Annotated in this window: 11 protein-coding genes; 9 read left to right on the top strand and 2 right to left on the bottom strand. The window is 61.4% G+C overall.

Annotated features, from left to right (window positions below; translation table 11 throughout):
- The first annotated feature begins 158 nt into the window (after window positions 1-158).
- The 6 genes from GWC77_RS25625 (at window position 159) to GWC77_RS25600 (ending at window position 5,588) form a co-directional block, all read left to right on the top strand.
- Window positions 159-1,037, top strand: a complete 879-nt coding sequence (locus GWC77_RS25625) for an alpha/beta fold hydrolase (RefSeq protein WP_173261590.1) — start codon at window positions 159-161, stop codon at window positions 1,035-1,037.
- A 4-nt stretch (window positions 1,038-1,041) separates the two neighbouring features.
- Window positions 1,042-2,460: a 3-isopropylmalate dehydratase large subunit gene (gene leuC / locus GWC77_RS25620; protein WP_173261587.1), complete on the top strand. Its 1,419-nt coding sequence runs from the start codon at window positions 1,042-1,044 to the stop codon at window positions 2,458-2,460.
- Window positions 2,457-3,071 (top strand): 3-isopropylmalate dehydratase small subunit, encoded by a 615-nt coding sequence (gene leuD / locus GWC77_RS25615; RefSeq protein ID WP_173261584.1) that lies wholly within the window; start codon window positions 2,457-2,459, stop codon window positions 3,069-3,071. The genes leuC and leuD overlap by 4 nt, the downstream gene beginning before the upstream one ends.
- Window positions 3,072-3,178: 107 nt before the next feature.
- Entirely contained in the window at window positions 3,179-4,471 is a 1,293-nt protein-coding gene (locus GWC77_RS25610; RefSeq protein WP_173261581.1) for a dicarboxylate/amino acid:cation symporter, read from the top strand.
- Between the two features lie 106 nt (window positions 4,472-4,577).
- On the top strand, window positions 4,578-4,724 hold the full coding sequence (locus GWC77_RS25605) for a hypothetical protein (RefSeq protein WP_173261578.1): 147 nt from the start codon (window positions 4,578-4,580) through the stop codon (window positions 4,722-4,724).
- Window positions 4,725-4,964: 240 nt separating this feature from the next.
- The gene (locus tag GWC77_RS25600) at window positions 4,965-5,588 is read left to right on the top strand and encodes a glutathione S-transferase family protein (protein WP_173261576.1); all 624 of its coding nucleotides are present in this window, start codon (window positions 4,965-4,967) and stop codon (window positions 5,586-5,588) included.
- 30 nt (window positions 5,589-5,618) lie between these two features.
- On the opposite strand, the gene GWC77_RS25595 is transcribed toward GWC77_RS25600, so the two are convergent.
- Complete coding sequence (locus GWC77_RS25595; RefSeq protein WP_173261573.1) at window positions 5,619-6,419, bottom strand: PhzF family phenazine biosynthesis protein; 801 nt, start codon at window positions 6,417-6,419, stop codon at window positions 5,619-5,621.
- A 285-nt stretch (window positions 6,420-6,704) separates the two neighbouring features.
- On the opposite strand from GWC77_RS25595, the gene acnB reads away from it, so the two are divergent.
- From acnB to GWC77_RS25580, 3 genes are all read left to right on the top strand, one after another.
- Window positions 6,705-9,290: a bifunctional aconitate hydratase 2/2-methylisocitrate dehydratase gene (acnB, locus tag GWC77_RS25590; protein WP_173261570.1), complete on the top strand. Its 2,586-nt coding sequence runs from the start codon at window positions 6,705-6,707 to the stop codon at window positions 9,288-9,290.
- 197 nt (window positions 9,291-9,487) lie between these two features.
- The gene (locus tag GWC77_RS25585) at window positions 9,488-10,315 is read left to right on the top strand and encodes an AraC family transcriptional regulator (RefSeq protein WP_173261568.1); all 828 of its coding nucleotides are present in this window, start codon (window positions 9,488-9,490) and stop codon (window positions 10,313-10,315) included.
- 81 nt (window positions 10,316-10,396) lie between these two features.
- Window positions 10,397-10,798, top strand: coding sequence for a cupin domain-containing protein (locus GWC77_RS25580; protein WP_173261566.1), 402 nt, complete (start codon window positions 10,397-10,399; stop codon window positions 10,796-10,798).
- A 61-nt stretch (window positions 10,799-10,859) separates the two neighbouring features.
- On the opposite strand, the gene GWC77_RS25575 is transcribed toward GWC77_RS25580, so the two are convergent.
- Complete coding sequence (locus GWC77_RS25575; RefSeq protein WP_254367177.1) at window positions 10,860-11,894, bottom strand: DUF3466 family protein; 1,035 nt, start codon at window positions 11,892-11,894, stop codon at window positions 10,860-10,862.
- Window positions 11,895-12,370: the final 476 nt, after the last annotated feature.

The following is a 12,370-nucleotide window of genomic DNA, read 5'->3' as shown; positions in this document are numbered from 1 at the left end:
GCCGCATTCTGCCGCAACCAGCCATACCTCAGCTTGTCGATTCAGAGCGCCTCAAGGGTTCGCTGCGCCGGGCTTACGCCCGCCCTTGACCCGCTAACATCACCCACTCGGAATTCAAAAGAGGCTCAATTAGACTCGAATCAAGATCGGGAGACAACATGTTCGAAGGCTTCAGAAACGTATCGGCGACAGTGGACGGCATCCGCATTCACGCAATTCAAGGCGGGCGCGGGCCAGCGCTGCTTCTTCTACACGGGCACCCACAGACACACGTCATCTGGCACAGGGTCGCCCCCGTTCTCGCGCAGCATTTCACGGTGATCGCCGCGGATTTGCGCGGCTACGGCGACAGCGGCAAGCCGCCCGCCGCACCCGATCACGGGAACTATGCGAAGCGCCGCATGGCGCTGGATCAGATCGAACTGATGCGGGGCCTCGGCCACGAGACGTTCGCGGTGATCGGCCACGATCGCGGCGGGCGCGTCGCCGCGCGCATGGCGCTCGATTGCCCGGATGCAGTCGCACGTCTCGTGACGCTCGATGTCGCGCCGACGCTCGCCATGTATCAGCAGACTTCGTTCGACTTCGCGCGCGCCTATTGGCACTGGTTCATGCTCGTGCGCCCCGCGCCGTTCCCTGAGACGCTGATCCGCGCGGACCCCGATCTGTATCTGAAGCAGACCATCGGCGCGCGCAGCGCCGGCCTCGCACCCTTCACGGCGCAGGCCTATGCCGAGTATCTGCGTTGTCTCTCGGATCCCGATACCGCACACGGTATCTGCGAGGACTATCGCGCGAGCCTCACCGTCGACCTCGAACATGACCGGGCGACGCTCGCTTCGGCGCAGCGGATCGACTGCCCGTTCCTGGCCCTGTGGGGTGCACACGGCGTCATCGAACAGTGCTTCGATCCGCTCGCCGAATGGCGGGCGTATGCACCGCAAGTGCAGGGCGAAGCGCTGCCTTGCGGCCACTACATCCCCGAAGAAGCACCGCAGCAGTTGCTCGAACGCGTGCTGCCCTTTCTCTGCGAGTGACGCCATGTCCGCCCGAACCCTTTACGAAAAGCTCGTCGATTCGCACACAGTGCTGCACATCGACGAACACAACGTGCTGCTGTACGTCGACTTGCATCTGATGAACGAGTACACCAGTCCGCAAGCATTCAGCGCGCTCGATGCGCGCGAGCGTGCCGTGCGCCGTCCGCGACAACAGCTCGCCGTCGTGAGCCATATCATTCCGACTCATGCGGAGTCGCCGCGCATCATTCGCGATGCAGCGTCGCTGCTGCAGGCGAGCAATTTGGCGCGCAATTGCGAACGAGCCGGCATCCGGCTCTTTGCCGCGAACGATCCTCTGCAAGGCATCGAGCATATCGTCGCGCCGGAACTGGGACTGATTCGTCCGGGTATGGTCGTGTTGTGTGGCGACAGCCATACCACTACCTATGGCGCACTCGGCGCGTTGGGCTTCGGCATCGGCACCTCCGAAGTGGAACATGTGCTCGCAACGCAAACCCTTGTGTACCGGCTTGCACGCACGATGCGAATCACGATCGATGGCGCCCTCCCATATGGCACGTCGTCCAAGGACATGATCCTTTCGATCATCAGCCGGATCGGCGCGCAAGGCGCGCGCGGCTATGCCGTCGAATTCGCCGGCTCGACGATCGGCGCGCTTTCCGCGGAGGCGCGCATGACCTTGTGCAACATGACCGTCGAAGCGGGCGCGCGGGCTGCGCTGATCGCGCCGGACGCGACCACTTTCGAATATCTACGCGCCCACGCGCCATCACTCGACGACGACGCATGGCAAGAGGCTCTTGAAGACTGGCGCGAGCTCTATTCCGACACCAGCGCACAATTCGATGCGGAGCACCGCTTCGAGGCCCGGCACGTCGCGCCGTTCGTCACCTGGGGGACGAGTCCGGATCAGGCAGTCGCCATCGATCAGCCGATTCCCGACGAAGCCGCTCAACCCACCCCCGAAGCCGCGGCGTCGCTGCGCCGTGCGCTCGAATACATGGGGCTCGCGGCCAATCGACCGATTGCCGGCACGCCCATCGACCGTGTGTTCGTCGGCTCGTGCACCAATGGGCGCATCGAAGACTTACGCACGGTAGCTGCGATCGTGCGGGGCAAACGTGTCGCGACCGGGGTGCGCGCCATGGTCGTACCGGGCTCGGGCAGCGTGCGGCGCGCGGCTGAACGCGAAGGCATCGCAAAGACGTTGATCGATGCGGGTTTCGAATGGCGCGAGCCGGGGTGTTCGATGTGCCTCGCGATGAACGATGACGTACTCGGCGCGGGGCAGCGCTGCGCATCCACCACCAACCGAAACTTCGAAGGCCGACAGGGACGCGGCGGCCGAACGCACCTGATGAGTCCCGCGATGGCGGCCGCCGCCGCGATCACCGGCCGCATCACCGATGTCCGCACGCTCGAGGCAACCCCATCATGACGCGACTCACAAAAATCCAGGGCGGCGCCGTCCCTTTGCCCATCGACAATCTCGATACCGACCAGATCATGCCGAAGCAATTTCTGCGCGTCATCGATAAAGCCGGTCTCGACGACGGCCTGCTGTACGACCTGCGCTTCGACGAGCACGGCTCGCCTCGCAGCGACTGCGTACTCAATCAGCGCCGTTACGCGGGTGCGCGCATCCTGATCGGCGGCGCGAACTTCGGCTGCGGATCGAGCCGCGAGCACGCGGTTTGGGGTTTGCAGCAATACGGTTTTCAGGCAGTCATTGCGCCGAGCTTCGCGGAGATTTTCTATTCGAACGCAATGAATAATCGTCTGCTGCTCGTCCAACTCGAGCGCGACGCAATCGATACGCTGACGCGTTCGGCGATCGCGTCGCCGAACGCGTCGCTGTCGATCGATCTCGAGCAGCAGACGGTGACGTCTTCATCGGGCGAACGGTATGCATATCCGATCGGTGCGCGCCATAAACGCATGGTCATCGAGGGGATGGATACCGTGGATCTGACGCTCGACTCGATCGCGGCCATCGAAGCGTTCGAACGGTCGCACTTCGTTCGACATCCCTGGGCCCGCGTGATGTAACGGCATCGCCACCGCGCCGCAACAGACCACCGGCTCAAACCAAGTCGATTCCCTTCCGCTCGAAGAAGGGAAAGGCATCTCTTTGCCCTCGCAAAAGGAGGAGACACATGAAACGCAAACCGTTATATCGAATTCTCTATGTTCAAGTGCTGGCAGCCATTATCGCAGGCGTGCTGCTAGGCCATTTCGCGCCGCAAGCCGCCGTTGCGCTCAAGCCGCTGGGCGATTTATTCATCAAGCTCGTGCGGATGATCATCGGGCCCGTGATCTTTTGCACGGTCGTCACCGGTATTGCGGGCATGCAAGACATGAAGCGGGTCGGCCGCGTCGGAGGCAAAGCACTACTCTATTTCGAGTTGGCCTCCACCCTGGCGCTCGCAATCGGCTTGTTTGCCGCGCATGTACTCGCACCCGGCGCAGGATTCAATGTCGATCCGTCGACACTCGATGCGCGCGCCGTGTCGAGCTATGCGGCGCAAGCGGCCCATGGCGACGGCTTGGCGGGCTTCATCGCGCATGTCATCCCGGAAACGTTCCTCGGCGCTTTGGTTCACGGCGACATACTTCCCGTGCTGCTTATCGCAATGCTGTTCGGCACGGCGTTGACGCTGACCGGTGCGCCTGCCGCGCCTGTCACGCAGTTCATCGAGATATCGTCGAAGGCGTTTTTTCGCATCGTCGGCATGGTCACCAGTCTCGCGCCGATCGGCGCGTTCGGCGCCATAGCCTTCACGATAGGCCGTTACGGCATCGTCTCGCTGCTGCCGATGCTCAAGCTGATCGGCGCCTTCTATCTCACGGCGTTCCTGTTCGTGGCTGTCGTGCTCGGCGTCGTCGCGCGTCTGTCCGGGTTCAGTCTCTGGCGCTTCGTGGTCCATATCCGCGACGAACTATTGATCGTGCTCGGCACGTCGACGTCCGAGGCGGCACTGCCGCAACTGATGGAAAAGCTCGAACGTCTGGGTTGTCCGCGCGGCGTCGTGGGGCTGGTCGTACCGACCGGGTACTCGTTCAACCTGGACGGCACCAATATCTATATGACACTAGCCGTGCTGTTTCTCGCGCAAGCGACCAATATACACTTGTCGTTTGGACAGGAGCTCGGACTGTTGCTCGTCACGATGCTGACGTCGAAAGGTGCGGCGAGCGTAGCCGGGGCGGGTTTCATTACGCTCGCTGCGAGCCTCTCGGTTGTGCCGACCGTTCCCGTCAGCGCGATGGTATTGATTCTCGGCATCGATCGCTTCATGTCGGAGTGCAGAGCACTCACCAATATCATCGGTAACGGCGTAGCGGCGATCGTCGTATCGGCGTGGGAAGGCGAGCTCGATCGGGCGAAGCTCGCGATTGCATTGGGCGACGATCGGAGGGTCGAGATCGTGCGCCTGCGCGATAGCTGATATCGATATGAAAAGTTATTGGATGGGCAAACTTCCCTTCATTCGAACTATGTCGGTCTGACCCGCCAACGGCCAGCGGCTTTGCCCCAGCCAACGCATGGGAATCATGACAGTGACCGACGAAACTGTCGCGTGGATCGTGTTCTTCCCGATAGCGTGGCTCATGCCGACGCCGGCCGGACTGACTCCGCCCGGCAAGGCAACACTGGCTTTGCCGCCCGATGCGCCTTTGCCCGTCGATCTAGCGGGCTAGCATCGGCACTGCGCAATCGAACGGCCCGTTCGGCTTCCGTACTGTGTACTTTTTTGGACGTCAGGGCGGCGACCGCAAGGTCTGGTCGTCGGCTCAGTTCATTACGTTCAGCTGAGCCAATCTGCGCATGCAGTCCGATCGGTGTAATGGCACCGAGCCATCGAACCGTACCTTGAGCGTCATATCGAGTGAAGCGTTGAAGCGTAGACTTGGCGACATCCGAACAGCTTTGATACCGGCATGCTCAAGATCCTCGGAAAGGCATCATCCATCAACGTGCGAAAAGTGCTGTGGACCTGCGCTGAATTGAATCTGCCGTTCGAGGGCGAGGATTGGGGAACGGGGTTCAAGTCCACGCAGGCGCCGGAGTTTCTTGCGTTGAATCCGCACGGCCTCGTTCCGGTCGTGAAGGATGGCGACTTCGTTCTCTGGGAATCGAATTCCATCATCCGCTACCTCGCCTCGCGCTACGGCGGCGAGCATCTGTATCCTGCGGACCCGATCAGGCGCGCGCGGGTCGATCAATGGATCGATTGGCAGGCAACGGATCTCAATCGATCATGGAGCTACGCATTTCTTGCTCTGGTCCGACGATCGCCAGCGCATCAAGCCGCAGACGACACTGCGCGGTCGATAGATAGTTGGACCAGACATATGCGCATACTCGACGGTCAATTGCTTGCCACAGGTGCGTTCATCGCCGGACGGGAATTCTCGCTCGCCGATATTCCGGTGGGACTATCCGTCAACCGCTGGTTCGGCACACCTTTCGAACACCCTCATTTATCGGCCGTTTCGGATTACTTCGCTCGGTTGAGCGACCGCCCGGCGTTCGCAACGCATTGCGCAAACGGCCTGCCGTAATTCAGGGCAGTCAGCCTCCGCCTGGTTCGATCACGCGTCGGGCACCTCTATCGTGCCTTCAAGATACCGAACGGCGTGCCCCGAGATGCGAACTCGGTCCGCGTCGAGTTCGCAATGCAAAACGCCGCCACGCCGGGACGCCTGTAAGGCCAGCAGTTTCGTCTTGCCAAGCCGTTTTGCCCACAACGGCGCGAGCGCCGTGTGAATCGAACCGGTCACGGGGTCCTCGTCGCCGCCGTTTGCCGGCCAGAAATATCGCGAAACGAAATCGTGGTTTTCTGCTGGCGCGGTGACAGCAACATCGCGCGGCGCGAGTCGCGCTATCAAGGCAAGATCGGGCACGACAGCTCGGACCTGGGCCTCGCTGTCATAAAGCGCAATGAACGCCTGCTGACCGACAAATACTTCTTTGGGGGGAATCGAAAGTCCGCGCACGAGCTCCTCGGGCATCTCCTCGACCGCCTCGACGTCGCGTTGCGGGAAGTCCATCTCGATCATGCCCTCCGCGCCGCGCTGAATGACGAACGAGCCGACAGCGTCGGCGTAAAAGCCAATATCGCTGCGCTCGGGAAACCGATCGAATAACACGAAGGCGGCAGCAAGCGTGGCATGTCCGCAGAATGCAATCTCCGTCACCGGCGAAAACCAGCGGATATGGAATCGTCCGTTTGCATCCGATACGACGAACGCCGTTTCTGACAAGTTGTTTTCGGTGGCGATTGCCTGCATGAGAGACGCGGACAGCCACGCGTCGAGCAGAACCACCGCCGCATAGTTGCCCCTGAACACATCGCTTGTGAACGCATCGATTTGATAGATGGGAAGCCTCATGCCATTGTCGTCCCGATGAAATGGTTCCGCGGATGGAAGTACCGATTCTATCGGCCCCGTGTCGCCGCTGACATGGACAGATTGCGGCACTAGTCCGCGGGAATTGTCCGATCGGCGGCTCCGCCAGGTTGACTGCGTTTCCGAGCCACCGTTTTCTACTCTTATATAAGATATAAGACATTTGACGTTGCTTGGCATCGCGATTAGAATCACGACCGAAGCGGTGTCCGGCATCGTCCGGACTGCCTGACAAGCCTCCCTGAAACGCCATATCAGCAGGTTCCCATGCTTGAAGATTTTCGTGCTCACGTGGCCGCACGCGCCGCGCTCGGTATTCCTCCCCTTCCGCTGACGGCCCAGCAGACCGCCGAGCTGGTGGAACTGCTGGCGAATCCGCCGGCCGGCGAAGAGCAGACCCTGCTCGATCTGATCACCCACCGCGTGCCCGCCGGCGTGGACGAAGCCGCTCGTGTGAAGGCAGGCTTTTTGGCTGCCGTGGCGAAAGGCCAGACCGCCTGTGCGCTGATCTCGCGCGAGCGCGCCACCGAATTGCTCGGCACGATGCTGGGCGGCTATAACATTCAGCCGCTGATCGAGTTGCTGTCCGACGCCCAGGTCGGCGCGGTCGCCGCCGACGCGCTGAAAAAAACGCTGCTGATGTTCGACCAGTTCCACGACGTCAAGGAACTGGCTGAGAAGGGCAACGCCAACGCCCGGGCCGTCATGCAAAGCTGGGCCGATGCCGAATGGTTCACCAGCCGGCCGGAAGTGCCGCAAAGCCTGACCGTCACCGTCTTCAAAGTCACGGGCGAAACCAACACGGACGACCTGTCGCCGGCCCCGGATGCCACCACGCGCCCGGACATCCCGATGCACGCGCTCGCCATGCTCAAGAATGCGCGCCCCGGCATCACGCCTGAAGAAGACGGCAAGCGCGGTCCGGTCAAGTTCATCGAGTCGCTGAAGGAGAAGGGTCATCTGGTCGCCTACGTGGGCGACGTGGTCGGGACCGGCTCCTCGCGCAAGTCGGCCACCAACTCGGTGCTGTGGTTCACGGGTGAGGACATTCCGTTTGTCCCGAACAAGCGCTTCGGCGGCGTATGCCTGGGCGGCAAGATCGCCCCGATCTTCTACAACACGATGGAGGACGCCGGCGCGCTGCCGATCGAACTCGATGTGTCGAAGATGGAAATGGGCGACGTGATCGAACTGCGTCCGTACGAAGGCAAGGCTCTGAAGAACGGCGAAGTGATCGCCGAGTTTCAGGTCAAATCCGACGTGCTGTTCGACGAAGTGCGTGCCGGCGGCCGCATTCCGCTGATCATCGGCCGTGGCCTGACCGCCAAGGCGCGCGACGCGCTGGGTTTGGCCCCGTCGACACTTTTCCGCCTGCCGCAGCAGCCGGCAAACAGCAGCAAAGGCTTCTCGCTCGCGCAGAAGATGGTCGGCCGCGCGTGCGGTTTGCCCGAGGGTCAGGGTGTTCGACCCGGCACGTATTGCGAACCGAAGATGACCTCGGTTGGCTCGCAGGACACCACCGGCCCGATGACTCGCGACGAACTCAAGGACCTCGCGTGTCTCGGCTTCTCGGCCGATCTCGTCATGCAGTCGTTCTGTCATACCGCGGCCTACCCGAAGCCGGTGGACGTGAAGACCCATCAGACGTTGCCGAACTTCATCAGCACGCGCGGCGGCATCGCCCTGCGCCCGGGCGATGGCGTGATCCACTCGTGGCTGAATCGTATGCTTCTGCCCGATACTGTAGGCACCGGCGGCGACTCGCACACGCGCTTCCCGATCGGCATCAGCTTCCCGGCCGGATCGGGCCTGGTCGCCTTTGCGGCCGCCACCGGCACGATGCCGCTGGACATGCCGGAATCGGTGCTGGTCCGCTTCAAAGGGAAGATGCAGCCGGGCGTGACCCTGCGCGACCTCGTCAATGCGATTCCGCTCTACGCCATCAAGCAAGGCTTGCTGACGGTTGCCAAACAGGGCAAGAAGAACATCTTCTCCGGCCGCATCCTCGAAATCGAAGGCCTGCCCGACCTGAAGGTCGAGCAAGCGTTCGAGTTGTCGGATGCGTCCGCCGAACGCTCGGCCGCCGGCTGCACGGTCCACCTGAACAAGGATCCGATCATCGAGTACCTCAACAGCAACGTCACGCTGCTGAAGTGGATGATCGCAGAAGGCTACCAGGACCCGCGTAGCCTTCAACGCCGCATCGCGGCGATGGAGCAGTGGCTGGCCGACCCACAACTGCTTTCGCCGGATGCGGATGCCGAGTACGCCGCCGTCATCGAAATCGACCTGGCTGACATTCATGAACCGATCGTGGCCTGCCCAAACGATCCGGACGACGTGAAGACGCTCTCCGACGTGGCCGGCGCCAAGATCGACGAAGTGTTCATTGGTTCGTGCATGACGAACATCGGCCATTTCCGTGCCGCTTCCAAACTGCTGGAAGGCAAGCGCGACATCCCGGTCAAGTTGTGGATCGCCCCGCCGACCAAGATGGATCAGAAGCAGCTGACCGAGGAAGGACATTACGGCGTCTTCGGCACCGCCGGGGCCCGTACCGAAATGCCGGGCTGCTCGCTGTGCATGGGCAATCAGGCGCAGGTGCGTGAAGGCGCAACGGTCATGTCGACGTCGACCCGCAATTTCCCGAACCGTCTGGGCAAGAACACGAACGTGTACCTCGGCTCGGCGGAACTCGCGGCGATCTGCTCGCGCCTGGGCAGAATTCCGAGCCGGGACGAGTATATGGCCGACATGGGCGTGCTCAACGCCAACGGCGACAAGATCTATCGATACATGAACTTCGACCAGATCGAAGATTTCAAGGAAGTGGCCGATACCGTGAAGATGTAAAGCGCGCTGGCGGCGCTACGGCATGGGTTCTCGTCGTGGCGCAGCGATCGCGGCCGTCGCCATACTCTCGCTGACTGGCGGCGCATGCGCCCCAAAGCCACAATACCCATCGCGCCCAGTTTGCGACGAACATCCGCACCGATACAATGGATCGATGCGGATGTTCCCCAGATTCGCCAAACGAAGCCGGGAGTGCGATGGACGGCGATACCACGAAAACCCGATCCGACTGGATCTCCCGCTCGGAATCTGCCGGCGGAGTAGAACGCATCGAAGCCTTTTTGCATGGCAACGCTTACTCGATGCATCGGCACGATACCTATGCGATCGGCGTGACGCTCGCCGGCGTTCAGTGCTTCCACTATCGACACAGCTTGCGCAGCAGTCTGCCGGGACAGACGATGGTCCTGCATCCTGACGAAGCGCACGACGGCCAGGCTGGCACGGACGAGGGATTTCGCTATCAGATGATCTACGTCCAGCCCTCCGCGATCCAGGAAGTCCTCGGGGGCCAGCCCCTCCCATTCGTCGAAGGCGGTGTCACGAACGATCCCCGTCTGTTCGAAGCGACGAAGACAGCGCTGCGCCAGATGCGTGGCGATGCGGAACCGCTCGAACGCGACGACGCGCTCGCCGGTCTCGCGCTCGCACTGGACAGCGCGTCTGGCGCGCGACGGCTACGCAAGTCCGCGGATTTTGCGGCCGCAAAACGTGCACGGGAATACATGGACGCTTCTTGCACCCGGGCGATCGCCCTCGACGAACTCGCCGTAGTCAGTGGCCAAGATCGCTGGAACCTGTCGCGCGATTTCCGGACCTTTTACGGCACTAGCCCCTATCACTACTTGATCATGCGTCGGCTCGACGCCGCACGCGCGATGATGCTGCGCGGTGTTTCCCTGGTGGACACTGCAGCCGCTGCGGGCTTCACCGACCAGAGCCATATGACCCGGCATTTTCGCGACACATATGGGATGCCTCCCGCACGTTGGCTTGCGATGATGGTCGCTCGGAGCGCGGGCTAGCGCGAGCTTGCACGATCGTTCAAGACGCTCGTCGGTAACCGAGCTAAGCTCCGCGACTGGTATTGCCCAAACGGAGCCATCATGCACACCGATTCGCAGCCGGCGCACACGCAACGCGGCCAACTCAGGACAATCAAACTGCTCGACAAGATCGGTCGGATCGACGGTCACTGGCAGCCACGCGTCGTTGCCGAAATGAACGACTATCAATTCAAGGTCGTGAAGATACTCGGCGATTTCGTCTGGCATACGCACGCCGACACCGACGAGACGTTTATCGTCCTCGATGGCCGGTTGCGCATCGACTTCCGAGACCACTCGATCGAGCTCGGTCCTGGCGAAATGGCCGTGGTTCCGAAGGGGGTCGAGCACAAGCCATTCGCCGAGGCGGAGGTGAAAATGCTACTGATCGAACCGCGCGGCGTCGTCAATACCGGCGATACGGTCAACGAAAGAACCGCCGAAAACGACGTTTGGATCTGAGAATGGCAATACGCGCACCGGGGTCCAGAGGCCGGTCGTTCGCGATGCCACTCTCCCCTCGTCACCGCGTCCATAGGACAGCGTGCACCGTGGTATCCGAGGAATACCCCGCAACTTGGCCGCGATTGTTGATCCCGGTAGCGAAACTGTTGTTGGCACCGGCGAGCGTGCCCAGGTCGGTCATCGCTCCCTTTTCAAACAGAAAAGCGTGGAGGAACCCACTTGCGGTGGTCGAGTAGCCGGCAACTTGGCCGCGCTCGTTGATGCCTACCGCCTGGCTGTTATGGCCACCGGGAAGCGTGCCCAGGTCGGTCATCACCCCGTTTTCATATAAAAAAGCATGGCCTTCGCCGCTCGCGGTGCTCGAGTAGCCGACCACTTGGCCGCGATTGTTGATGCCCAAAGCTTGGCTGTCATGGCCACCTGGAAGCGTGCCGAGGTCGGTCATCATCCCGTTTTCATATAAAAAGGCATGGAGGGCGCCGCTCGCGGTGCGCAAGTAGCCGACCACTTGGCCGCGATCGTTGATCGCGTAAGCGGCACTGCTGTTGCCTCCGGGTGCGCCCAGGTCGGTCATCACCCCGTTTTCGAATAGAAAGGCGTGAACCACGCCGCCACGGCCCGCCAGGTTCGAGTAGCCGACCACTTGGCCCCGCTCGTTGATCCCGCGAGCTGAGCTGATGAGGCCTCCAAGCGTGCCCAGATCAGTCATCACCCCATTCTCAAACAGAAATGCGTGCCTGTACGAGTCGCCGACCACTTGGCCGCGATTGTTGATCCCGAAAGCGACACTGTAGGGGTCATCCGGGTAAATCGCGCCCAGGTCGGTCACCATCCCATTCTCAAAAAGAACCGCGCGAGTGGGCCCGCCTGCGATGGCCGAAACGCCGACCACTTGGCCGCGCTCGTTGAGGCCGTACGCTTGGCTGAAGTTGACACCGGGGAGAGTACCTAGATCTCTGATGGAGAAACTTTGGCCTGCGGCAGCCTCGATTGCGGCAACCGTCAGCACGGTGAAAACAATCAGGGCGCGGTGAACGTACTGGACACCGCTAATGAGCTTAGCTGCAGATCCCATAATGATCCCCTCGAACATGACCTGGCGCGCTCACGCCAACCGCAAGCCGTCCGCGCAAACGCGGCATACGCAGCGCCTACAAGCATAGTATTTACCGTGGGCACCATCATATGAAAACATCGCGGCGGTGCGCCAAAAGCCCTGCGCCATTTGCCGTCCGTGCTTGCGGACATCATCAAGGAAATGGACCAACTGACCCGCCATGTCGTCGGCTCGCGTGATGCGTCCAAAAGTCCAGCCCGGGTGTGATGCGAAGACGCGCTGACAACATTAGCTCGTTACTAGCGCCTGCACTGGCCACCTCAAGTATTTCTGCATGCCGTCGTTAACGCCGTATTGCAAGGAAATAGGTCCCCCAGTGAATCGGAATTGAGCTTCCCCTGAAATTTCGCCTTCCAGCAGGTCGCGTATAAACTCGACCCAAAGGAAGGAAAGAAGAGATGTTCAAGGTACCGCACCAGGTGTACACGGCAGAGTTCAAAGAAGCGGCCGTG

Origin of the sequence: Paraburkholderia sp. NMBU_R16 (assembly GCF_013282575.1) — a bacterium.
In the GTDB taxonomy this organism is placed as follows: domain Bacteria; phylum Pseudomonadota; class Gammaproteobacteria; order Burkholderiales; family Burkholderiaceae; genus Trinickia.
This window is presented reverse-complemented; position numbering and strand designations above follow the sequence as displayed.

Bases quoted from the DNA above. Each gene is read 5' to 3' on its own strand.
- GWC77_RS25610 (WP_173261581.1), top strand. From the start codon at position 3,179: ATGAAACGCAAACCGTTATATCGAATTCTCTATGTTCAAGTGCTGGCA.
- leuC (WP_173261587.1), top strand. From the start codon at position 1,042: ATGTCCGCCCGAACCCTTTACGAAAAGCTCGTCGATTCGCACACAGTG.
- GWC77_RS25575 (WP_254367177.1), bottom strand. From the start codon at position 11,894: ATGTTCGAGGGGATCATTATGGGATCTGCAGCTAAGCTCATTAGCGGT.
- GWC77_RS25580 (WP_173261566.1), top strand. From the start codon at position 10,397: ATGCACACCGATTCGCAGCCGGCGCACACGCAACGCGGCCAACTCAGG.
- acnB (WP_173261570.1), top strand. From the start codon at position 6,705: ATGCTTGAAGATTTTCGTGCTCACGTGGCCGCACGCGCCGCGCTCGGT.
- leuD (WP_173261584.1), top strand. From the start codon at position 2,457: ATGACGCGACTCACAAAAATCCAGGGCGGCGCCGTCCCTTTGCCCATC.
- GWC77_RS25595 (WP_173261573.1), bottom strand. From the start codon at position 6,419: ATGAGGCTTCCCATCTATCAAATCGATGCGTTCACAAGCGATGTGTTC.
- GWC77_RS25600 (WP_173261576.1), top strand. From the start codon at position 4,965: ATGCTCAAGATCCTCGGAAAGGCATCATCCATCAACGTGCGAAAAGTG.
- GWC77_RS25605 (WP_173261578.1), top strand. From the start codon at position 4,578: ATGACAGTGACCGACGAAACTGTCGCGTGGATCGTGTTCTTCCCGATA.
- GWC77_RS25625 (WP_173261590.1), top strand. From the start codon at position 159: ATGTTCGAAGGCTTCAGAAACGTATCGGCGACAGTGGACGGCATCCGC.
- GWC77_RS25585 (WP_173261568.1), top strand. From the start codon at position 9,488: ATGGACGGCGATACCACGAAAACCCGATCCGACTGGATCTCCCGCTCG.